26 protein-coding genes are annotated in these 21,982 nt (G+C 68.2%); 15 read left to right on the forward strand and 11 right to left on the reverse strand.

The genetic code is table 11. The features are described from left to right. Together AADI75_RS13010 and hisS are read right to left on the reverse strand one after the other, a co-directional pair. On the reverse strand, positions 1 to 819 hold an 819-nt coding region (locus AADI75_RS13010), incomplete at its 3' end, for a PCRF domain-containing protein (protein ID WP_341209444.1). A 112-nt stretch (positions 820 to 931) separates the two neighbouring features. After that, positions 932 to 2,155, reverse strand: a complete 1,224-nt coding sequence (hisS, locus tag AADI75_RS13015) for a histidine--tRNA ligase (RefSeq protein WP_341209445.1) — start codon at positions 2,153 to 2,155, stop codon at positions 932 to 934. A gap of 53 nt (positions 2,156 to 2,208) precedes the next feature. Here hisS and AADI75_RS13020 point away from each other — a divergent pair, with 53 nt between their 5' ends. The 3 genes from AADI75_RS13020 (at position 2,209) to ppa (ending at position 5,460) form a co-directional block, all read left to right on the forward strand. Then, positions 2,209 to 2,853 (forward strand): DUF1345 domain-containing protein, encoded by a 645-nt coding sequence (locus tag AADI75_RS13020; protein ID WP_341209446.1) that lies wholly within the window; start codon positions 2,209 to 2,211, stop codon positions 2,851 to 2,853. A 72-nt stretch (positions 2,854 to 2,925) separates the two neighbouring features. After that, positions 2,926 to 4,848 carry a peptidase M61 gene (locus AADI75_RS13025; protein ID WP_341209447.1) on the forward strand — a complete coding sequence of 641 codons (1,923 nt, stop codon included), beginning with the start codon at positions 2,926 to 2,928 and terminating at the stop codon, positions 4,846 to 4,848. 33 nt (positions 4,849 to 4,881) lie between these two features. Next, positions 4,882 to 5,460 (forward strand): inorganic diphosphatase, encoded by a 579-nt coding sequence (gene ppa / locus AADI75_RS13030; RefSeq protein ID WP_341209448.1) that lies wholly within the window; start codon positions 4,882 to 4,884, stop codon positions 5,458 to 5,460. Positions 5,461 to 5,652: 192 nt separating this feature from the next. Here ppa and AADI75_RS13035 read toward each other — a convergent pair whose 3' ends face one another. The 9 genes from AADI75_RS13035 to AADI75_RS13075 form a co-directional block, all read right to left on the reverse strand. Further along, complete coding sequence (locus AADI75_RS13035) at positions 5,653 to 5,787, reverse strand: hypothetical protein (RefSeq protein WP_341209449.1); 135 nt, start codon at positions 5,785 to 5,787, stop codon at positions 5,653 to 5,655. Between the two features lie 58 nt (positions 5,788 to 5,845). Continuing rightward, positions 5,846 to 6,625 carry a FliA/WhiG family RNA polymerase sigma factor gene (locus AADI75_RS13040; RefSeq protein ID WP_341209450.1) on the reverse strand — a complete coding sequence of 260 codons (780 nt, stop codon included), beginning with the start codon at positions 6,623 to 6,625 and terminating at the stop codon, positions 5,846 to 5,848. After that, a complete protein-coding gene (gene flhA / locus AADI75_RS13045) occupies positions 6,622 to 8,685 on the reverse strand; it encodes a flagellar biosynthesis protein FlhA (protein WP_341209451.1) in 2,064 nt (687 codons plus the stop codon). The genes AADI75_RS13040 and flhA overlap by 4 nt, the downstream gene beginning before the upstream one ends. 3 nt (positions 8,686 to 8,688) lie before the next feature. After that, a complete protein-coding gene (locus AADI75_RS13050; RefSeq protein ID WP_341209452.1) occupies positions 8,689 to 9,528 on the reverse strand; it encodes a transglycosylase SLT domain-containing protein in 840 nt (279 codons plus the stop codon). 203 nt (positions 9,529 to 9,731) lie between these two features. Continuing rightward, on the reverse strand, positions 9,732 to 10,043 hold the full coding sequence (locus tag AADI75_RS13055) for a flagellar protein FlgN (protein ID WP_028967537.1): 312 nt from the start codon (positions 10,041 to 10,043) through the stop codon (positions 9,732 to 9,734). Then, positions 10,030 to 10,317 (reverse strand): flagellar biosynthesis anti-sigma factor FlgM, encoded by a 288-nt coding sequence (flgM, locus tag AADI75_RS13060; RefSeq protein ID WP_341209453.1) that lies wholly within the window; start codon positions 10,315 to 10,317, stop codon positions 10,030 to 10,032. The genes AADI75_RS13055 and flgM overlap by 14 nt, the downstream gene beginning before the upstream one ends. Positions 10,318 to 10,406: 89 nt before the next feature. Continuing rightward, positions 10,407 to 10,916: a flagella basal body P-ring formation protein FlgA gene (locus AADI75_RS13065; RefSeq protein ID WP_341209454.1), complete on the reverse strand. Its 510-nt coding sequence runs from the start codon at positions 10,914 to 10,916 to the stop codon at positions 10,407 to 10,409. Continuing rightward, a complete protein-coding gene (locus tag AADI75_RS13070) occupies positions 10,913 to 11,443 on the reverse strand; it encodes a hypothetical protein (protein ID WP_341209455.1) in 531 nt (176 codons plus the stop codon). The genes AADI75_RS13065 and AADI75_RS13070 overlap by 4 nt, the downstream gene beginning before the upstream one ends. Continuing rightward, complete coding sequence (locus tag AADI75_RS13075; RefSeq protein WP_341209456.1) at positions 11,440 to 12,129, reverse strand: MotA/TolQ/ExbB proton channel family protein; 690 nt, start codon at positions 12,127 to 12,129, stop codon at positions 11,440 to 11,442. Before AADI75_RS13075 ends, AADI75_RS13070 begins: the two co-directional genes overlap by 4 nt. Positions 12,130 to 12,338: 209 nt before the next feature. Between AADI75_RS13075 and flgB the strand changes: the two genes are divergently transcribed. The 12 genes from flgB to AADI75_RS13135 form a co-directional block, all read left to right on the forward strand. Further along, positions 12,339 to 12,689: a flagellar basal body rod protein FlgB gene (gene flgB, locus AADI75_RS13080; protein WP_341209468.1), complete on the forward strand. Its 351-nt coding sequence runs from the start codon at positions 12,339 to 12,341 to the stop codon at positions 12,687 to 12,689. A 3-nt stretch (positions 12,690 to 12,692) separates the two neighbouring features. Continuing rightward, the gene (gene flgC / locus AADI75_RS13085) at positions 12,693 to 13,103 is read left to right on the forward strand and encodes a flagellar basal body rod protein FlgC (protein WP_341209457.1); all 411 of its coding nucleotides are present in this window, start codon (positions 12,693 to 12,695) and stop codon (positions 13,101 to 13,103) included. 2 nt (positions 13,104 to 13,105) lie between these two features. Continuing rightward, positions 13,106 to 13,831, forward strand: coding sequence for a flagellar hook assembly protein FlgD (locus tag AADI75_RS13090; RefSeq protein WP_341209458.1), 726 nt, complete (start codon positions 13,106 to 13,108; stop codon positions 13,829 to 13,831). A 40-nt stretch (positions 13,832 to 13,871) separates the two neighbouring features. Next, positions 13,872 to 15,152, forward strand: coding sequence for a flagellar hook protein FlgE (locus AADI75_RS13095; protein ID WP_341209459.1), 1,281 nt, complete (start codon positions 13,872 to 13,874; stop codon positions 15,150 to 15,152). A 32-nt stretch (positions 15,153 to 15,184) separates the two neighbouring features. Then, positions 15,185 to 15,937 carry a flagellar basal body rod protein FlgF gene (gene flgF / locus AADI75_RS13100; RefSeq protein ID WP_341209460.1) on the forward strand — a complete coding sequence of 251 codons (753 nt, stop codon included), beginning with the start codon at positions 15,185 to 15,187 and terminating at the stop codon, positions 15,935 to 15,937. A 14-nt stretch (positions 15,938 to 15,951) separates the two neighbouring features. After that, the gene (flgG, locus tag AADI75_RS13105; RefSeq protein WP_341209461.1) at positions 15,952 to 16,743 is read left to right on the forward strand and encodes a flagellar basal-body rod protein FlgG; all 792 of its coding nucleotides are present in this window, start codon (positions 15,952 to 15,954) and stop codon (positions 16,741 to 16,743) included. Positions 16,744 to 16,751: 8 nt separating this feature from the next. Beyond that, the gene (locus tag AADI75_RS13110; RefSeq protein WP_341209462.1) at positions 16,752 to 17,483 is read left to right on the forward strand and encodes a flagellar basal body L-ring protein FlgH; all 732 of its coding nucleotides are present in this window, start codon (positions 16,752 to 16,754) and stop codon (positions 17,481 to 17,483) included. Beyond that, positions 17,483 to 18,577 (forward strand): flagellar basal body P-ring protein FlgI, encoded by a 1,095-nt coding sequence (locus AADI75_RS13115; protein WP_341209463.1) that lies wholly within the window; start codon positions 17,483 to 17,485, stop codon positions 18,575 to 18,577. The genes AADI75_RS13110 and AADI75_RS13115 overlap by 1 nt, the downstream gene beginning before the upstream one ends. Continuing rightward, positions 18,577 to 18,918, forward strand: a complete 342-nt coding sequence (locus AADI75_RS13120; RefSeq protein ID WP_341209464.1) for a rod-binding protein — start codon at positions 18,577 to 18,579, stop codon at positions 18,916 to 18,918. The genes AADI75_RS13115 and AADI75_RS13120 overlap by 1 nt, the downstream gene beginning before the upstream one ends. 190 nt (positions 18,919 to 19,108) lie before the next feature. Further along, positions 19,109 to 20,452, forward strand: coding sequence for a flagellar hook-associated protein FlgK (gene flgK, locus AADI75_RS13125; RefSeq protein WP_341209465.1), 1,344 nt, complete (start codon positions 19,109 to 19,111; stop codon positions 20,450 to 20,452). A gap of 62 nt (positions 20,453 to 20,514) precedes the next feature. After that, the gene (locus AADI75_RS13130) at positions 20,515 to 21,354 is read left to right on the forward strand and encodes a flagellin (RefSeq protein ID WP_341209466.1); all 840 of its coding nucleotides are present in this window, start codon (positions 20,515 to 20,517) and stop codon (positions 21,352 to 21,354) included. 221 nt (positions 21,355 to 21,575) lie between these two features. Beyond that, positions 21,576 to 21,982: motility-associated protein (locus tag AADI75_RS13135; RefSeq protein ID WP_341209467.1), on the forward strand; the 407-nt coding region annotated here is incomplete at its 3' end.

The raw sequence follows: 21,982 nt of genomic DNA on the forward strand, positions 1-21,982 counted from the left end.
CACCTTGAGCGCCTTGGCCTTGTTCTTGTGCTGCGACTTTTCGTCCTGCTGGATCACGACCAGCCCGGTCGGCAAGTGCGTGATCCGCACCGCCGAGTCGGTGGTGTTGACCGACTGCCCGCCCGGCCCCGACGAGCGGTAGACGTCGATGCGCAGGTCCTTGGCCTCGTCGATCTGGACGTCGACGTCCTCGGCCTCGGGCAAGACCGCCACGGTGGCTGCCGAGGTGTGGATGCGCCCGCCGCTTTCGGTCGCGGGCACGCGCTGGACGCGGTGGACGCCGCTTTCGAACTTCAGTTTCGCGAACACGCCCGTGCCGGTGACGCTGGCGACGACTTCCTTGTAGCCGCCGGCATCGCTGTCGGAGGCGGAGATCAGCTCGACGCGCCAGCCCTGCCCCTCGGCATAGCGCTGGTACATGCGGAACAGGTCGCCCGCGAACAGCGCCGCCTCGTCGCCGCCGGTGCCGGCGCGGACCTCGAGCATCGCCGAGCGCTGGTCGGCGGCGTCGCGCGGGAGCAGCGCCAGCGCGAGCCGGCGGTCGGCGGCGTCGAGCGCGGCGCGATTGTCGCGCAATTCCTCCTCGGCCATCGCGCGCAGTTCGGCGTCGGCGTCGCCGGCCATGAAGGCGAGGCTCTCGGCCTCCTGCCGCAGCCGGCGCACCTCGCTGGCAGCCTGCGCGACGGGTTCGAGCTCGGCATATTCCTTCGACACCGCGACGAAGCGGTCGCCGTCGAGATTGCCGGTCGCCATCTGCGCGGCGAGTTCGTCGCGGCGCGCCTTGATCTGGCGGATGCGGTCGATCGAGATGGTGGTCATGCGCGCGCCTCGGTGGTCACCCCGGCCTTGAGCCGGGGTCCCGCTTCTGCCGCGACGTCGGAAAGGCAGCGGGGCCCCGGCTCAAGGCCGGGGCGACGGGAGGTGGGTAGTCTCACGCGAGAACCTCGGCGACGCGCGACCCGTCACCGCGCAGCACGCGACCGCGCGTCGCCACCGTGTCGCCGTCTATCGTAAAGGTCAGCGTCTCGGCCGGGTCGAGCTTGAGCGCCTTGTCGTAGCGCTTCTTGGGCGAGCCGGTCGCGACCAGTTCCGCCGCCACGCCGGCGCGACGCAGCTTTGCGAGCGCCGCGACCGCTTCGGTGTGCGCGGCGTCGTTCTCGACCACCAGCACCACGTCGGGCCGCACCGCCGCCGGCTCCTCCAGCAGCATCGCCAGCCGCTCGACGCCCGCCGCCCAGCCGACACCCGCGGTCGCCGGGCCGCCGAGGCTTTCGACCAATCCGTCGTAGCGCCCGCCCGCCAACACAGTCCCCTGCGCGCCGAGCCGGTCGGTGACGAACTCGAACGCGGTGTGGCGGTAGTAATCGAGCCCGCGCACCAGCCGCTCGTTGCGCTGGAACGCGACGCCCGCCGCCTGCAAGCCCTTTTGCACGCTCTCGAAGAACGCACCCGCCTCGGCGCTCATGTACGCGTCGATGCCCGGCGCCGCATCGGCGATCGGGCGGTCGCGCGGGTCCTTGCTGTCGAGGATGCGCAGCGGGTTCTTGTCGAGCCGCGTCAGGCTGTCCTCGGACAACTCGCCGCGGTGCGCCGCGAAATGCGCCACCAGCGCATCGCGCCATGCGTCGCGGGTCGCGGCATCGCCGAGCGTGTTGAGTTGCAGCGTCACCCCGTCCGCGACGCCCAGCTCGTGGAGCAACTGATCGGCGAGCGTCAGCAATTCGACATCCGCCGCCGGCTCGGGCGCGCCGAGCACCTCGGCGTCGATCTGGTGGAACTGGCGATAGCGGCCCTTTTGCGGGCGTTCGTAGCGGAACACCGCACCGCTGGTGACCAGCTTGAGCGGCGCGAACTGCTGCCAGCCATTGGTGATGTAGGCGCGCGCGATCCCGGCGGTGAACTCGGGACGCAGCGTCAGCAGGTCGTCGCCCTTGTCGGGGAAGGTGTACATCTCCTTCGAGACGACGTCGGTAGTCTCGCCGATCGAGCGCGCGAAGACCTGCGTGTCCTCGAACACCGGCACCTCGACGCGTTCGAAGCAATAGAGCCGGCGGACGCGATCGAAGGTGTCGAGCACATGCGCGAAGCGGCGCTGCTCGTCGCGGAAGATGTCTTGCGTGCCGCGCACGCGCTGCGGTGTGGGAATACGGGCCATAAGAAGGTGCGCTATCTAGTCGGCGCGTCGCCCAAGCGCTAGCGGCTGTTCGCATGGACGATCATGCGCGCTGGTGGGGACTGGGACGACGGATCGCACCGCCGCGCTTCGTGCTGTTCGCGGTGGTGCTGATCGTCGCGGTCGCGGCATTGTGGCCGACGCTGGGCAGGGGGCGCGCGGCGATGGCGGGGTTCGATATCGCCGCGATCGTCTTCCTGCTGAGCATGATCCGGCTGCCGCGCCACGACAGCCCGGCGCAGATGCGCGTCATCGCACAGGCGAACGACGCCAATCGCACGCTGCTGCTGGCGATCACCGCGGCGGTGATGCTGGTGATCCTGACCGCGGTGCACGAGGAACTGCAGGGGCGGCAGAGCCACGCGGCGCTGGTGATCGTCACGCTGGCGCTGGCGTGGCTGTTCTCGAACATGGTCTATGCGCTGCATTACGCGCATCTGTTCTACATCCCCGGCGACGACGGGAAGGACGCCGGCGGGATCGACTTTCCCGGCACCGACACGCCCGATTATTGGGATTTCGTCTATTTCAGCTACACGCTGGGGATGACCTTCCAGACCTCCGACGTGACGATCCGGTCGGGGACGGTGCGGCGCGCGGTGCTGGGGCAATGCCTTGCCGGGTTCGTCTTCAACCTGGGCGTGATCGCGTTCAGCATCAACGTGTTGGGCGCGAACTGACCGCCGGGGGGCTGGACGCGGGCCGCGCGGGCTGATTAACCGCGTCAGTCACGCTGTCCTTTGGGAGCCCCGATGATCGCCCGTTTTGCGTCCGCCGCCCTTCTCGCCTCCGTCGCGCTCACCCCGCTCGCCGCACAGGTTCCCGCCGGGAACAGCGCACCGCAGCCGGTGCCGTTCATCGACACGATCCCCGCGCCGCGCGACGTGCGCTTCCCCGGCACGATCAAGCTCGCGGTCGACGCCAGCGATCCGTCGCAGGGCATCTTCCGCGTGACCGAGACGATCCCGGTGCCGCAGGCCGGGCCGATGGTGCTGCTGTTCCCGAAATGGCTGCCCGGCGCGCACAGCCCGCGCGGCGAGATCGAGAAGCTGGCCGGGCTGATCATCACCGCGAACGGCAAGCGCGTGGAGTGGACGCGCGATCCGGTCGACGTCTTCGCCTTTCACATCACGGTCCCGGCGGGCGCGAAAACGATCGAGGCGAAGTTCCAGTTCATCTCGGCGACTCAGGGCAATCAGGGTCGGATCGTGATGACCCCGACGATGATCTCGCTCCAGCCCAATTCGGTCAGCCTCTATCCGGCCGGCTGGTTCACGCGGCAGATCCCGGTCCAGATGACGGTGAAATATCCCGACGGCTGGACCGCGGCGGGCGCGATCCCGGCCAAGAAGGCGGGGTCGACCTACACGTATGACACGACCAATTACGAGGTGCTGGTCGATTCGCCGGTGCTGGCGGGCAAGTACGGCAAGGTCTGGCCGCTGTCCCCCCGCGTCAACCTGAACGTCTTCGCCGACGACCCCGCCGAACTAGCCGCCACCCCGGAGCAGATCGCCGCGCACGCCCGTCTCGCCGAACAGGCGGTGAAGACCTTCGGCGCACAGCATTACGACCGCTACGAATTCCTGCTGTCGATCACCGACAAGCTGGGCGGGATCGGGCTGGAGCATCACCGCTCGAGCGAGAACGGCGTGACGCCGGGCTATTTCACCAAGTGGAATGACGGCCCCGGCCGCCGCAACCTGCTGCCGCACGAATTCACGCACAGCTGGGACGGCAAGTTCCGGCGCGGCGCGGACCTGTGGACGCCCGACTTCCGCACCCCGATGCGCAATTCGCTGTTGTGGGTGTATGAAGGGCAGACGCAATTCTGGGGCTATGTGCTCCAGGCGCGCTCGGGGCTGGTCAGCAAGCAGGACACGCTCGACCAATATGCCGCGATCATGGCGCTGTACGACAGCCAGCCCGGCCGGCAATGGCGCGCGCTGGTCGACACGACCAACGATCCGGTCATCTCCGCCCGCCGGCCGAAGGGGTGGACGAGCTGGCAGCGCAGCGAGGATTATTACAACGAAGGGCTGCTCGTCTGGATGGACGTCGATTCGCTGCTGCGCGAGAAGTCGGGCGGCGCGAAGTCGATCGACGATTTCGCCAAGGCGTTCTTCGGCATTCGCGACGGCGACTGGGGCGAGGTGACCTATACGTTCGACGATGTCGCCCGGACGCTTAACGGGATCGTGCCGTTCGACTGGGCGGGCTATCTGCGCCGCCGGCTGACCGAACATGCCGCGGGCGCACCGCTCGACGGATTCGCGCGCAACGGCTACCAATTGTCCTATAGCGAGACGCCGACGGCCTCGTTCAAGGCGGCGGAAACGGCCTCCAAGTCGACGAACCTGACCTATTCGGGCGGGATGGTGCTCGACTCTTCGGGCACGCTGACCGGCGTGACGTGGGACAGCGCCGCCTTCGCCGCCGGCTTCACGGTCGGCGACCAGATCGTCGCGGTCGACGGCGAGGCGTATAGCGCCGACAAACTGAAGGCCGCGATCACCGCCGCAAAGGGCTCGAAGACCGCTATCCCGTTGACGGTGAAGCAAGGCGATCGCTTCCGCAGTGCAGCACTCGACTATCATAATGGCTTGCGTTACCCGCGCCTTCAGAAGATCGGCACCGGCGAGACCGGTCTCGATCGTCTTCTTGCGCCCCGCTGATCCGGGGCGTTCGCACCTCAAGAGGGGAAGAGAATGCGTATCGACCTGATCCCGGTGGGGAAGAGCCCGCCCGACGACCTGAACGTGGTGATCGAGGTGCCGACCGGCGGCGAGCCGGTGAAGTATGAGTTCGACAAAGCATCGGGCGCGTTGTTCGTCGACCGTATCCTGCACACGCCGATGCGCTATCCCGCAAACTACGGCTTCGTGCCGCATACGCTGTCGCCGGACGGCGATCCGCTCGACGCGCTGGTGATCGCACGCTCGCCGTTCATCCCGGGCTGCGTGGTGCGCGCGCGTCCGATCGCGGTGCTGAACCTAGAGGACGAGGCCGGCGGCGACGAGAAGCTGGTCTGCGTCCCCGTCGACGAAGTGTTCCCTTATTATTCGAACGTCGACGGCCGCGCCGACGTGCCGGAGATCGTGTTCGAACAGATCGAGCACTTCTTCACGCACTACAAGGACCTCGAGAAGAAGAAGTGGGTGCGCGTCGGCGTCTGGGGCGATCGCGACGAAGCGCGGCAGATCACGATGGAAGCGATCGAGCGCTACAACGCCGCCAAGGCGCAGGGCGAAGAGCCGCACGACCACGACGTGCCGGGTCGGGAATAAGCCCCGACCGGGGGGGATCGGCGACCGGGCGTTTTCGTTCCTACCTTCCCCTTCGTCGCCCCGGACTTGATCCGAGGCCCCGCTTCTTCTCGACTGGCGACAGAAGAAGCGGGATCCCGGATCAAGTCCGGGATGACGAGATAGGGTGGTGAGTATCCACTTTGATTGTCATACGGCCCGCCGCGCGTCCCGTCATTCCCGATCGGCGAGCGTCAGGTCGTCGGGATTGTCGTCCGGCTCGCCCGCGGGCAGGTCGTCCGGGGTGTCGGTCGCGTCGGGATCGCGCTGCTCTTCGCTTAGCGCGGGGTGGCTGCGGGGTTCGGTCATCGCTTCCTCCTCCTGATCGCCGCACCAACGCACGGCCGCCGGCGAAGGTCGCAAACGATCAGCGCTGCATCATCGCCTTCTTTAGCTTGGCATGCGCTGCGCTCTTGATCTGGCAGACGCGCGCCGCCCCGATGCCGAGCACCTGACCGATCTCCTCCAGGTTCAGTTCCTCGACGTGATACAGCTGGATCACCAGCTGCTCGCGCTCGGGCAGGTCCGCGATCGCGGCGACCAGCCGATCGCGCGTCTGCGTCTCGGAAAGCTGCTCGAACGCATCGGGCTCGTTGCTGGCGAACCACGGCTGGTCGTCGGCATAGACCTCGTCGATCGACTCATATTTCACCGCCTCGGCGGCGGCATATTCGGTGCGCAGCTTCTCGGGCGTCACCTCTAGCCGCGTCGCCAGCTCGCGCTCGGTGGGCGCGCGGCCATATTCGTGGCTCAACTGGTTGACCGCGCGCGCATATTCGCGCTTCCGGCGGATCGCGCCGCGCGTCATCGCCGCGTGGCGACGCAGTTCGTCGATCATCGCGCCGCGCAGACGGGTGACCAGATATTGCTTGAGCGTCACCTGCCCGCGATCCTCGAACGCGGCGACCGCCTCGACCAAGGCGACCAGCCCGACCTGCACCAGATCCTCGACCTCGATCGCGGTCGAGACCGAACCGTGGACGTGCCACGCGAGCCGGCGGACGAGCGGAAGGTGCTCGCGCACCAGCGCATTCTCGTCACGCGCGCGGACGCGCGGCTTGTAGGTGAGCGGTGCGCCATCGACCGGCAGCGCGGGCGTGAGGGGCTGGGCGCCGGTGAACGCCTGCGGCATCGGTTCGGCGGTCATGCCGCCAGCGCCTGCTGCTGGGGCTGGTTGCCGATGATCGCGACGACCTCGACGGCCTTGTCCTCGGGGACTTCGAAGAAGCTCATGACGGGCGTATCCGGTAGAACGGTGCGGACGAGTTTGCGGATCGCGACGCGGATTGCGGGCTGGACGACCAGCGCGAACGGCTTCGCTTCCGCGATGAGCGGCTGGGCCGCGGCTTGCAGCGCGTCGACGATGCGACGGCCGAGTTCGGGTTCGATGACGTGACGGCCGGGATCCTGCCGCGCGGCCTGGCCGAGCAGCTGCTCCAGCCCGCCCTCCAGCGTCATCACGCGCAACGGTTCGCGCACGCCGGCCAGCTTGGCGATGATCAGCGAGCCCAGTTCGGGGCGGATCAGCTCGATGATCTCGGACGGATCGGTGCTGCGCTGTGCCGCCAGCGAGATCGCGGCCGCGATGCGGCGGAATTCGCGCAGCTGGATGCCTTCCGACAGCAACCCCTTCAGCACCGTCGCCAGCGAGGTGAGCGGCAGCGGCGCCAGTGCGGCGACCAGCTGCGGCGCCCGCTCCTTCAGTTCGTCGAGCAGCGACTGGACCTCGTCCGCGCCCAGCAGGTCGCCGGCATTGGCGCCCAGCGCATGGTTGAGGTGCGTGGCGATCACGGTGCCCGAATCGACGACCAGATAGCCCTGGCCGGTCGCGACATCGGCGTCGCCGGTCGCGATCCACGTCGCGTCCAGCCCGAAGGTCGGGTCCTTGGCCTTCTTGCCGATCAGCTCGCCGAAGCCCTGCCCGGTGTCGAGGGCCAGCATCTCGTCGGGCGAGACCTGATCCTCGCCGACGCACACCCCGCCCAGCATCACGCGATAGGTGTAGGGCGCGAGGTTGATGTCGTCGCGGACGCGCACCTGCGGCACGACGAACCCGAGTTCCTTCGACAGCTGGCGGCGCACGCCGGTGATCCGCCCCATCAGCGGCGCGCCGCGGCGCTCGTCGACCAGCGGGACCAGTCCGTAACCGATGTCGAGATTGACCAGCATCGTCTCCGACACTTCGTCCCAGCCGATCTTGGAAGGATCCGGGGCCTCGACCGGCGGGGGCGTCTCGACGATCGCCGGGCGCTTGGCGATCTGGTTCAGCTTCCACGCCGCGAAGCCGGCGGCGGCGGCGAGCGGCAGGATGACGAAATGCGGCATCCCCGGCAGCACGCCGAGCAGCACGAGGATCACCGCCACCGGCGTCCAGGTGCGCGCCGAGCCGAACTGGCTGCCGATCTGGCCGGCGAGATCCTTCTCGGACTTCACGCGGGTGACGATCGCGGCGGCGGCGATCGACAGCAGCAGCGCCGGCACCTGCGCGACCAGCGCATCGCCGATCGCGAGCATCGTATAGGTCTGCGCGGCCTTGGCGATCGTCAGCGAGTGGCTGACCGGGCCGAGGATCAGCCCGCCGACGATGTTCGCGGCGAGGATCAGCAGCCCGGCGACCGCATCGCCCTTCACGAATTTCGACGAACCGTCCATCGAGCCGTAGAATTCGGCCTCGGTGGCGACGTCGACGCGGCGCTTCTTGGCTTCGTCGGGGGTGATGAGCCCGGCGTTGAGGTCGGCGTCGATCGCCATCTGCTTGCCCGGCAAGGCGTCGAGCGTGAAGCGCGCCGACACTTCGGAGACGCGGCCCGCGCCCTTGGTGACGACGATCAGGTTGATGATGACGATGATCGCGAAGACGAACAGGCCGACGACATAGTCGCCGCCGATCACGAACGATCCGAACGCCTCGATGACATGCCCCGCCGCCGCCGAGCCGGTGTGGCCATGGACCAGCACGATGCGCGTCGACGCGACGTTCAGCCCCAGCCGGAACAAGGTCGCGAACAACAGCACGGTCGGGAAGGACGAGAAGTCGAGCGGCTTCTCGGCGTTGAGCGCGACCATCAGCACCGCGAGGCTGATCGTGATGTTCATGATGAAGAACACGTCGAGCATGAAGGCCGGGATCGGCACGACCATGAGGACGACGAGCAGCAGGATCGCGGCGGGCAGCGCCCCCTGGCGCATATGGGCGAGGATCTTCATCGCTTAGCGCCCCAGCCCGGCGAGCATCATATAGGCGAGCCGCGCATTGTCGGGCGACGGGCGCAGCAGGCTGGCGCCCGTGCTGCGCTGGCCCAGCGCCGACTTAGCCCAGTCGAGCGCGTCGGTCGCGCTCTGCCCGGTACCGGTGACGACGGTGGCGTCCTCGCCCATCGCCAGCGCCTGTGCCGCAAACTGCCACTGGTTGTTGGCCTTCGCGGTGGCGGCGGCGTCCGATCCGTTGCCGAGCTTGTCGGCGAAACGCTTGTAGACCTCCGACAGCGAACGCGCGGAGCCGTCGCGTTCGTAGAAGACGCTGCGGTTCGCGCGCGCCGCGCTCGGGAAAACCGCCGCCGCGCTGCGATCGGGATTGCTCTGCATCGCCGACAGGAAGGTGCGCGCGCCGCCGATGCCGAGGAAGTGCGCCATGTACAGATCGGTGCCGGTCGCCTCGCGCCCGGTCACCGCCTCGATCGCGCCCTTGTTGTCGCTGGCGTGCTCGGCGGCCATCAATGCCGAGACTTCCGGGTTCTTGCGCAGCGCGAGGATCGCCTCGCGGTTGCCACCCGAGACGGTGTAGCGCCCGCCCGACTTCTGGATGCTGTCGGCGGCCCAGCTCAGCCCATGCTCGGCGCCATGCTGTTTGACGACCGCCAGCCAGCTCTGGTCGAGGAACTGGTACAGGCCGGTCGCGGACGAGGTGCCCGACCGCGCACTGGCGTTCAGCCCGCTCTCCAGCCGCGCCTGACCCATCAGATAATCGAAGTCGACGCCGGTGCGCTGCGCGGCGCGCTGGATCGCGGACGTGACCCGCTGGGTGGCAGAGGTGATCGTGGCAACGGTCATGCCCGGCATTTCTGCAAGGGGCGTGCCAATATGGCATCCGTCATCCCCGCGAAGGCGGGCGTCCAGACGCGCAGAGTCTTTGCAAGGGTCGAACCGTCGGAGGTTCTGGATACCCCGCCTGCGCAGGAATGGACGAAGGTGTTTGAATCGAAACGCCCCGGGGGTGGGCCGGGGCGTCGTCGTGTCAGCGGTCGGGCGATCGGTCAGGCGTAGGCGGCGGCGCTGCGGCCGTAGGAGCTGCCGCCCTGACCGGAAAGAAGTTGCAGGCGGCGGCGAACATTTGCCGCCATCAGGTTGACGTAGATGCGGCAGGTGTCGTTGAGGCGGTCCGCCTCCTCGACCAGCCCGCGCAGTTCCGGCGTGGCGGGGCCGTCGCCCAACTGCTGCAATTCCTCGATCGCGCGCAGCTTGTTCGACGTCGCCCGCTCCAGCGCGTTCATGTCGTTGCTCTTCAGCGCCGCGATCTCTGCATGAAGCAGGTCGATCACGCGGACCAGCGCGTCACGCCGCGTCATTGCGGGACACCCAGTCGTAGCGCAGTGCGATGAACTGATCCGCGATCGTCGACGGCGACAACGGGAAGGTCCCGTTGGCGAGCGCGGTCTTGATCTGCTGCACGCGGTCGGCGTTGACCGGCGGCTCGGCCGCCATCGCGCTGGCCAGCGCGCCCGGCGCCTGCGTCGCGTCGGTCGCCGACTGTTTCGTGACGGTCGCCGCTTCGGCGACCGGCGCGGCCTTTGCGGTCCGCTGGACGGCAGCGACGGGGGAAACCCCCGCCCTTCCCGTCATTGATCCTATCGATTCCACCATGTCCACACCCGTGGGTTTCCGCTGACACCGGCAGAAACGACCGTTGGGCGGGCGGCTTTAGCATTTTTTTATTCCGGCCAGCCGGGCAGCGTCGCGCGGCCCGCGTCGACCGCCACCGCCTGCACCGGGCGCGCCGAGTCCGTAACGCGCACCATCACGCGTCCGCCCGGCGCGGCATCGGCCATCGCGACGCCCTCCCGCGTGATAGAAAAGCCGTCCGAGCCGGCCTCGATCGTCACCGAATCGCCGCGGCGGATCACCGGTTCGGCGCGTGGTGCGGGCGCGGCGGCGCCAGTGCGGACGACCGCCGGCGCGGCGCTGGCGGCGCGCGGCGGGGCGATCACCGGCACGAAGATCCGCCATGCCGGATCGGCGCAGGCGACCACCACCGCGTCATGCGCGTCGGTGCGCCACGACAGCGCGACCATCCCGCAGGTGGCGAGCCGCAGCCGCGCGTCGACCGCCGCCCGCGCGCCGCCCTCCGCACCGATCGGGCGCGTGGTGAAGGCGGCGACCGCGCGGTCGATCGCGGCGGTATCCTGAAAGGCGAGCGAGGCGGCGGCGAGCAGCGCGATCATCTGGGGGTTCCTTGCGAATTGGCCTCGCCGGCAAAGGCGAGCGTGACGGCGACCGCGCGCGGACCATGCGCGGGCGTCGTGGACAGCAGCAGCCGCGCATCGGGCACGCCGCCCGCCGCCAGCGCGGCGGCGACCGCGCGGGCGCGATCGGCGGCGAGCACCGTCGCGCTGCGCGAGGCGGGATCGACATCGGCGGCGCTGCCGTCGGTGCTGGCGGTGACGGTCAGCCGCACGCGCGGGTCACGCAGCTCCACGCGCGCCCAGGCGACGAGCGCGTCGGTCGATTGCGGCAGCACCGCCGATCCGGGCGCGAAGCCGGCGACGCCGTGGCTGGCGACCGGCATCGCCACCGCGGCGGGCTCGACGCCGAACCCTTCGGCGATGCCGCGCGCCAGATCGCGCGGGGTCAGCGTCTGGTTGGCCTGGAGCAGCACGAAGAAACCGACCAGCAGCAGCGCCAGATCGGCGAGCGTGATCAGCCACAGCGGGCGGCCGGGCTGGACGTCGAGCAACGCGTCGTCGCTCATGCCGCTTCGTCCTGCGTGACGATCGCGAGCGGCGCTTCGCTGTCGTGCGCGCGGGCCCGGACGCGGGGCGCCTCGCGCTCGGCCAGCGCGGCGAGCGGCGCGACCAGCCGCTCGCGCTCGAGCAATTCGGCGCGCGCCGCGGTGCGCAGCCGCGCCGCGATCGGCATTGCGACCAGGTTGGCGAGCAACGCGCCATATAAAGTGGCCAGCAGCGCGACGGCCATCGCCGCGCCGATCGCCTGCGGATCGCTCATCCGCGTGAACATCGCGACCAGGCCGATCAGCGTGCCGATCATCCCCATCGCCGGCGCGGTCTCGGCCATCCCGGTCCAGCACTCGACGACGATCCGGTGGCGCTCGGCGCGCTGGCGGCGCGCGGTGTCGAGCGCCTCGACCACCACCGCCGGCTGCGCGCCGTCGACGATCTGCATGATCGCCGCGGCGATGTCGGTGTCGCGGATCACGCTGCGATCGAGTGCGTGGACGCCGTGGCGCTGCGCGATCCGCGACAGCGTCGTGATCTGCTCCAGCCGCGATTCCGCGCGGAAGCGGCGACGCGGCAGCGTGGCCAGCGCAAGCAGCGCGTGCGCGAGATCGCGCAGCGGCGTGCGCAGAACGGTCGCCAGCATCGTGCCGCCCAGCACGATCGCCAGCGCCACGGGGTCGAGAAGCAGCGCGGGAGTCATGCCCGCCCCGTTGCAAGCCGCGGGCCAATTGACTCCGGCCTTCGCACGGGCGGCCATGCGGCGCATCGGCGGCAACCCGGATTGCCGGCAACCGGCAAGTCTTTGCCGCTAAGCGCGCTTTCGGCCGCCCGCCCCGCTCTTTCAGGCATTTGGCACGGCCTTTGCTGACTAGCTTCGTGCACCTGTCGTGCATGGAGGAGTTGGGGCCGATGGCCGAGGGATTGTTCGGAGTTCACGCTGCCGCGCTGGAGGTGCGTTCACAGCGCATGGGCGTGCTGGCGTCGAACATCGCCAATGCGTCGACGCCCAACTTCAAGGCGCGCGACATCGACTTCACCACCGCGCTCAACGCGGTCGAGAACCAGCCCGGCGGCGTGGGCGCCGATCTGGGCGGGGCGCTCAAGTATCGCGTGCCCACCAACCCGTCGATGGACGGCAACACGGTGGAATTGTCCACCGAGCAGACCGCCTTCGCCGAGAACGCCGTTCAATATCAGAGCACGCTCGCTTTCCTCAACGGACGCATCGGGCAGATCACCCGCGCGCTGAAGGGAGAATAAGCCATGTCGGGCACCCCGATGACGGTGTTCCAGGTCGCGGGCCGCGCGATGTCGGCGCAGCTGACGCGGATGAACACCACCGCCTCGAACCTCGCCAACGCCGGCGGCGTCGCGGGCACCGAGGACGCCGCCTACAAGACGATGAAGCCGGTGTTCCGCACCAGCTTCGACGAGGCGACCGGGCTGTCCACGGTCGACGTGCAGCAGATCGTCACCGCGGGCGAGAAGCCAACCAAGCGCTACGATCCCAATCATCCGCTGGCCGACAAGGACGGCAACGTCTTCGACGCCGCGGTCGATGAATCGCGCGAGCTGGTCGACATGATGGAGACCGCGCGCAGCTACCAGAACAACGTCGAGGTGATGCAGACCGCCAAGACGCTGATCCTCGACACTCTCAAGATGGGTCGCTGACCATGACCAGCATTACCGCCAATACCAGCGGCGTCGACAAGGCCGCGCAGGACGCGATCTTCTCCTCGGCCGGAATCGCGCGCTCCAATTCCGTCACCGGGACCAGCGACGCTGCGTCGACGGTCGGCAAGTCGCAGCTCGGCCAGAAGGACTTCGTGCGCCTGATGACCGCGCAGCTGCAATATCAGGATCCGTTCAACCCGCAGGACAATACGCAGATGGTCGCGCAGATGGCGACCTTCTCGCAGGTCGCGGGGATCAGCGAGATGAGCAGCACGCTGGCCGGGATCGCCACCCGGCTGGGCACAACGACGTCGAGCGAGGCGATGAGCTTCGTCGGGCGCACCGTGCTGACCGAGGGCAAGACCGCCTACGAGCGGACCTCGGGCGGGATCATGGGCGCGGTCGAGCTGCCGAACTCGGCGACCGACGTCGACGTCACGATCACCGACAAGAACGGGTTGGCGGTCAAGAACATCCAGCTCGGCAAGCAGGAGGCCGGCGCGGTCGACTATAGCTGGGACGGCAAGGACGACGCCGGCAACAAGGTCGAGAACGGCCCCTACACCGTCACCGTCGAGGCCGCGAACGGCAGCACGATCGTCGCCGCCAAGTCGCTGGTGTGGGCGCCGGTCGAAACTGTCAGCCTGAGCGCGGGCGCCGAACCGGTCCTCAACGTCACCGGCCTCGGCAAGGTCGATCCCGCCGCGGTCCGCAAGGTCGCCTGACCCTCTTCCCTTCTACCTATTACCCGCAGGAGTACCCCCCATGTCCTTCTTCACCTCGCTTTCGGGCCTCCAGGCCATGCAGACCGACATGTCGGTCATCAGCCACAACCTCGCCAACGTCTCGACCAACGGCTTCAAGAAGAGCCGCACCGCGTTCGCCGACGTCATCTCGTCGAACGTGTCGACCGATCCGCGCAAGATGGTCGGCTCGGGCGTGTCGGTGAAGGGCACCGTGCAGCAGTTCTCGGACGGTTCGTCGAACCAGACCAAGAGCGCGCTCGACATGCAGATCCTCGGCGAAGGCTTCTTCGTCGTGAAGTCGACCGGCCTGTCGGATCAGGTCAACTACACCCGCACCGGCGCGTTCACGGTCGACGACAGCCGCAACGTGATCGACGCGCAGGGCAGCTACCTGATGGTCTACCCGGTCGATAACGACGGCAACGTCACCGCGACCGGCGACAAGTCGCTGACCAACCTGCAGATCCAGCCGACCAGCGGCTCGCCGACCGCGACCAAGAACGTCGCCACCAAGGTGCAGATCCCGTCGACCGCAACCGTCAAGCCTACGAGCGGCTTCAAGCGCACCGATACCTCGACCTACAACAACTCGGTCGCGACTCGCGTCTATGACGCGAACGGCAACGCGATGACGATGACCAGCTATTACGTGCGCACCGCCGAGGGCGCGCCCACTGCTACGCCGCCGAACACCGGCACGTGGGACGTCTACACCTATGTCGGCGACCAGATGCTGACTCCTTCCACCGCTTCAGCGCCGGGGCCGGTCACACAGACCTACGACACCACTGGCGCGCTGGTCCCACCGACTGCGATCCAGTTCAAGCCGTTCATCCCGGCCTCGGGCGCGGCGCAGCAGACGATCAAGCTCGACCTGTCGGGCTCGACTCAGACCTCGGCCGCCGCCGCGGTCAGCAACCGCGTGCAGGACGGCGTGGCGGTCGGCCAGCTGGTCGGCATCACCGTCGACGACGCGGGCATCATCAAGGCCAGCTATTCGAACTCGGACATCGTCCCGCTCGGCAAGGTCGCGATCGCGAAGTTTTCCGCGCCGACCGGGCTGCGGCAGGCGGGCAGCAACTATTGGCAGGCGACGGGTATCTCGGGGAAGGCGACGCTCGGCTTCGCTGCCGCCGAAGGCTTCGGCAGCCTGAAGTCGGGCCAGCTCGAAGGCTCGAACGTCGACATCACCGAGGAACTGGTCAACCTGATCGCCGCGCAGCGCAACTTCCAGGCGAACTCGAAGGCGCTCGATACCGCGACGCAGGTGTCGCAGGCGATCCTCAACATCCGCGGCTGATGCACGCGGCCGGCACGTCGGAGAGGATGTAAGTGGACAAGCTGGTCTATACCGCGGCGACGGGCCTGCGCGCGCATATGCAGTCGCAGGCCGCGATCGCCAACAATATGGCGAACGTCTCCACCACCGGGTTCCGCGCCGATCGCGTGGTGTTCGACCGGATCATCCTGTCCGACGGCTCGACGCAGCTTTCGGCGCGCCAGCCGACCTCGGAAGAGGTGCGCGACGCCGATCGCGCGCCGGGCGTCGTCCAGCAGACCGGGCGGCCGCTCGACGTCGCGATGGGCGATGCCGACAAATGGCTTGCGGTGCAGGCGTCGGACGGGTCGGAGGCCTATACGCGGCGCGGCGACCTGACGGTGGCCGCCTCGGGCGCGCTCCAGACCGGCGATGGCTTCATCGTCATGGGACAGGGCGGCCCGATCACCGTGCCGCCGTACGATTCGATCAGCATCGGCTCGGACGGCTCGATCTCGATCGTGCCGCAGGGCGACAAGACCGGGCAGACCACCGTCGTCGACCGGCTGAAGGTGGTGTCGAGCAAGGGCAGCGATGCCGTGAAGGGGCTCGACAACCTGATGCGCGTACGCGGCGGCGGCGTGATGCCCGCCGATCTCGACGCCGGGGTCACCAGCGGGGCGCTGGAGGGCTCGAACGTCAACATGACCCAGGCGCTGGTCGACATGATCGAGAACCAGCGCGGCTACGAAGTGCAGGCCAACTTGCTGAAAGAGGCCCGCTCCATGGACGAATCGAGCGCATCGGTGATGCGCCTGCCGGGCTGAGGAAGGACTGACCGATGACCACTGCCGCCATGCACATCGCGCGCACCGGGCTGGATGCCCAGGACACGCGGATGCGCGTCATTTCGAACAACCTCGCCAATGTCAGCACGACCGGGTTCAAGCGCGATCGCGCCGCGTTCGAGACGCTGTCGTACCAGGTCGTCACCGCGCCGGGCGCGCAATCGACCGGCGAGACGCAATATGCCACCGGGCTCAACCTCGGCACCGGCGTGCGCGTGCAGGGCACGTCGCGCACCGAGACGCAGGGCTCGATGAGCCAGACCGGCAACAGCCTCGACCTCGCGCTCGACGGCAACGGCTATTTCCAGGTGCAGATGCCCGGCGGGCAGCTCGGCTACACCCGCGCCGGCAACTTCTCGCGTTCGCCCGAGGGGTTGCTGATCACCAGCCAGGGCTATCAGGTGATGCCCGGCATCACGATCCCCACCAACGCGACGCAGATCACGATCGGCACCGATGGTACCGTCACCGCCACGATCCCTGGGCAGACCGAAGGGCAGAACCTCGGGCAGATCCAGGTCGCCAGCTTCCCGAACTCGGCGGGGCTCGAATCGAACGGCGACAATTTCCTGCTGGAAACCGCGTCGAGCGGCGCGGCCAACATGGGCGTGCCCGGCGAGGACGGCCGCGGCCGCGTGCGGCAGGGGACGCTGGAGGCGAGCAACGTCAACGTCGTCGAGGAACTGGTCGACATGATCGAGACCCAGCGCGCCTATGAGGTCAATTCGAAAATGATCTCCGCCACCGACGACATGCTGAAAACCGTTAACCAGAATCTGTCATAAGTCGCATCATGACGAATGCCCCTTCCTTTCGCCGGTTGCGCGTGTTGCTGGGCGGCGTGCTCGGCGCCGCCGCCGCGGTGGCGCTGGTCCCTGCGCCTGCGCACGCCAGCGTGTTCGGCAAGCTGCTCAAGAAGAAGCCCGCCGAGGATTTCAGCGCGGCGCGCGTCGAGCCGGTCGCCCCGGTGCCGACCGCTCCGGTCGCCGATGGCGCGATCTTCCAGGCATCGGGCGGCTATGCCGCGCTCTATGAAGGATGGCGCGCGCGCCGCGTCGGCGATCCGCTGACGATCGTGCTGGTCGAGCGTACCGCGGCGTCCAAGTCGTCGGCGTCGAAGATCGATTCGAAGGGCTCGTTCGGGCTCACCCCGCCGACCAGCGGCCCGCTGGGCGGCCTGCTGAACTCCACCGACATCGGCATGGACGGCAAGCGCGGCTTCAACGGCACCGGCAGCGCCGATCAGGCGAACTCGCTGTCGGGCGAGGTGTCGGTGACGGTCGCGGAAGTCTATCCCAACGGCACGATGCTGGTGCGCGGGCAGAAGCGCGTGACGCTCAACCGCGGCGACGAATTCGTGCAGATCAAGGGGATCGTGCGCACCGCCGACGTCGACCGCGACAATCGCGTCGAATCGACCCGCGTCGCCGATGCGCAGATCGCCTATACCGGCAAGGGCGACGTCGCCCGTGCCAGCCGCCAGGGCTGGCTGTCCCGCTTCTTCCAGGTGGTGAGCCCGTTCTGATGCTGCGCACGCTCTTCATCGCGCTCGTCGCGCTGATCGTCTCGGTGCCCGCGCACGCGGACCGCATCAAGGATCTCGGCGGCTTCCAGGGCATCCGCTCGAACCAGCTGACCGGCTACGGCGTGGTGGTGGGCTTGCCCGGCACCGGCGACGACAATCTCGAATATACCGTGCAATCGGTGAAGGCGGTCGCGTCGCGCTTCGGGCTGCAACTGCCCGCCAACGCCAATCCGGGGCTGAAGAACGCCGCGGTGGTGCTGATCACCGCCGAGCTGCCGCCGTTCGCCAAGCCCGGCCAGCGGATCGACATCACCGTCGCCTCGATGGGCAAGGCCAAGTCGCTGCGCGGCGGCGCGCTGGTGCTCACCCCGCTGCTCGGCGCCGACGGACAGGTCTATGCGATGGCGCAGGGCAATCTCGCGGTCGGCGGGCTGGGCGCGGAGGGCGCGGACGGGTCGAAGATCGTCGTCAACGTCCCCTCGACCGGGCGTATCCCCGAGGGCGCCACGGTGGAACGCGCGGTCGCGACCGGGTTCGCCGACACGCCGTTCCTCACCTACAATCTCGCCCGCGCCGATTTCACCACCGCGCAGAACGTCGCCGCGGCGATCAACCGCAAGCTCGGTTTCGGCAGCGCGCAAGCGACCGACGCGGTATCGGTGGCGGTGCGCGCACCGGTCGGCGCGGATGTCCGCGCGACGTTGATGAGCGAGATCGAGAACCTTACCGTCGACAGCGCCGAACCGCCCGCACGGGTGATCGTCAACGCGCGCACCGGCACGGTGGTCATCAACTCCGCGGTGCGGCTCGCCCCGGCGGCGGTGACGCACGGCAAGCTCACCGTCCGCATCGACGAGAGCCAGCGCGTCAGCCAGCCCGCGCCGCTCAGCAACGGGCAGACCGCGCTGGAGAATCGCTCCAATGTCCAGGTCACCGAGGAGAAGAAGCCGATGTTCCTGCTGACGCCCGGCCCGAAGCTGGCCGACGTCGTGAAGGCGGTGAACGCGATCGGCGCATCCCCGGCGGACCTCGTCGCGATCCTCGAGGCGCTCAAGGAAGCCGGCGCGCTCAAGGCCGAACTGGTGGTGCTGTGATGAGCGACGCGATCGGTCCCATCACCGGCCAGACCGGCCTCGACACCGGCCTGTCGCGCGCCGCGACGAAGCAGAATCTCGACAAGGCCGCGCAGCAGTTCGAGTCGGTGTTCACGGGCATGATGCTCAAATCGATGCGGCAGGCCAAGCTCGCCGACCCGCTGATCGACAGCAAGGCGATGGACACCTTCCGCGACATGAGCGACCAGAAGGTCGTCCAGAACATGGCCGAGCACCACCCGCTCGGCATCGGGCAGGCGATGAGCAAGTTCCTCGCGCAGGCGCAGCCGGGGATGGAGACGGGTTCGGGCGCAACGGCGCCGGCCACGCCGAAGCCCTGACCCTTTTTCGTCATTGCGAGCGCAGCGAAGCAATCCAGAGCCGGACCAGGACGCCCTGGATTGCTTCGCTGCGCTCGCAATGACGACGACCTTGAGGCGAGCCTTGCTCCCTCCGCCGGGCGATGGGCCAAAACTCCCCTCGAACCGCCCGTCAACCCGATCTTAACCCGAATCGTGCGACTCTCACCGCATGAGTGATCTGCTCTCCCTCGGCGCTTCGGGCGTGCGCACGTATCAGACGGCGCTGGCGACGACGTCGGAGAACATCGCCAATGCCGGCAATGCGTCCTACGTCCGGCGCACGCCCAGCATCCGCGAGATCACCGGGGGCACCGGCTTCAACACCTCGTCGCCGAACGGCATGGGGTCGTCGGCGTTCAACATCTTGCGCGCCGGCAATGCCTATGCCGACCAGACGCTGCGCACCGCCGCTTCCGATCTGTCGCGGACCGAGGCCGGATCGGTCTGGCTGGAGCGGATCGAAACTGCCTTGGGCAGCGGCGGGCTGTCGTCGCGGATGACCGCCTTCTTCGCCGCCGGCACCGCGCTGCAGGCCGATCCCTCCTCCACCGCGCTGCGCGCCGGGATGCTGAGCGCCGGCTCCTCGGTCGCCGATGCGTTCGGCGTCACTGCCCGCGCGCTCGACGATTCGGCCGCCGAACTCGACGGACAGGCCGGGCAGGCCGCCGCCGAGCTGACCCGGCTCAATCAGGCGATGCTCAAGGTCAACCAGGGGCTGGTGCGCACCGCGCCCGGCACCTCGGCGATGGCCGGGCTGATGGACCAGCGCGACGACCTGCTCCAGCAGATGAGCGCGCTGACCGACGTCGACGTCAAGATCGACGATTACGGCCGCGCCACCGTCCGCGCCGCCGGCCCCAACGGACCGGTGCTGGTCGACCCGCGCGACGCCAGCGAGGTCGCCTATGGCCGCACCGGCAGCAACGTCGCGCTCGCGGTGCGTCCGCCCACCGGCTCCCCCACGCTGTTCGACCCCGATGGCGGATCGCTGGCCGGAATGGTCGAGGGCGCGCAGCGCATCGCCACGACGCGCGACGCGCTCGGGCGCATCGCCAAGGACCTGACCGAGACGGTCAACACGCTGCAGGCCGCCGGCGACGACCTGAAGGGCAACGCCGGCACCGATTTCTTCGAGGCGAGCACCACCGACCCGACCCAGTTCAAGGTGAAGCTGACCGGCGGCGACCAGATCGCGGCGGCCGGCCGCTCGGGCGGATCGCGCGATGCGTCAAACCTCGTCGCGCTGGCGGGCAAGCGCAGCAGCATGGGGTTCGAGGGCAGCGTACAGGGCCTCGTCACCGACAATGCCGCGACGCTCAAGCAGCGGCGGCTGGTCGCGGAGGCGCAGACCACGATCCGCGACGGCGCGATCACCACGCGCTCCGAACTGACGGGCGTGAACCTGGATAACGAGGCGGTCGACCTGCTGAAGTACCAGCAGGCGTATCAGGCATCGAGCCGCGTCATCCAGGTCGCCAAGGAAACCTTCCAGTCGATCCTCGAGATCAGGTAAGCACCATGCAGATCTCCAGCAGCCTCATGTTCGATCGGTCCGCGGCCCGGATGGGATCGCTGATGTCGAACGCGGTCAAGCTCCAGACCCAGCTGGCGACCGGCAAGAAATTCACCTCGCCGTCCGAGAATGTCGCGATCGGGCAGCAGCTTGCCGAGTTCGATCGCAAGAACATCGATGCGGCTGCCTATACGTCGAACATGAACATGTCGTCGTCGCTGCTGTCGCAGGCCGACACGACGCTGGAGTCGATCACGACCCAGATGCAGCGCGCCACCGAACTGACGGTGCGCGCCGGCAACGGCTCGCTGAGCGTGCAGGACCGCAAGGTGATCGGCGACGAGCTGAAGGCAGTCGTCGACACGCTGGTCGGGCTGGGCAACGTCACCGATTCGAACGGCCGCTCGCTGTTCGGCAGCGCCAGCGGCGACGCGGCGATCACGAAGAACGCCGACGGCACCTTCACCTACAATACTGCGCCGTCGCTGTCCGAAGTGCCGATCGCGGACAACATGTCGATCCAGCCGACCGAAACCGCCGCGCGCATCTTCCAGAGCCCGGCCGGCGACACGCTGGCGATCCTGTCGCAGCTCGCCGCGGCCTTGCAGGGCGGCGACACGACCGGCGAGTCCGCGCGCGGCGCGCTCGACAAGATCAACAGCGCGACCGATCAGGTCTCGATCGTCCAGGCGTCGGTCGGTGCCCGCGCCGCGCGGGTCGAGCTTCAGCAGACGTTGCAGGAGAATGTCTCGGCCGACCGCGAGGAGCTGCGCTCGTCGCTGGAGGATACCGACATGACCGCGACCGCGGCGGAATTCGCCAAGACGATGACGATCCTCAACGCGACCCAGTCGAGCTTCTCCAAACTGTCGCAGCTGTCGCTGTTCAGCTACCTGCGCTGATCGTCCAGAACATTTCCGTCATTGCGGGCGTAGCGAAGCAATCCAGGGCGTCCTGATCCGGCCCTGGATTGCTTCGCTACGCTCGCAATGACGCGTCTCGCCGGCGCCGCGCTGCCCCTCGAACCCCACATCATCGCTGGCACGGTAACCACTTCTCCACCGCTGTCGGGTTAACCACTCCCCTCGAGAATCATCCCGCACGCTTATTGGGGAAAAGTGCCATGTTCCCGGCCATCGGCCTCGTCATCCTTCTCGGCATGGTGTTCGGCGGCTTCGCCATCACCGGCGGCAACCTGGGGCCCGTCTTCCATGCGATCCCGCACGAGATGCTCATCATCGGCGGCGCCGCGGTCGGCGCGCTGGTCATCGGCAATTCCGGCAAGGAATTGAAGGCGGTCGGCGGCGGCCTCGGCAAGGTCTTCAAGGGGCCCAAGTACAAGAAGCAGGACTATCTCGACGTCATCTTCCTCGTCAGCAAGCTGATGAAGATGCTGCGGATGGAAGGCCCGATCGCGCTGGAGCCGCATGTCGAGGACCCGAAGTCCTCGGCGGTGTTCGCCGAATATCCCAAGCTGTTGAAGGACCATACGCTGGTCAACCTGATCGCCGACACGCTGCGGCTGGTCGT

Source organism: uncultured Sphingomonas sp. (genome assembly GCF_964021865.1).
Classification (GTDB): Bacteria; Pseudomonadota; Alphaproteobacteria; order Sphingomonadales; family Sphingomonadaceae; genus Sphingomonas.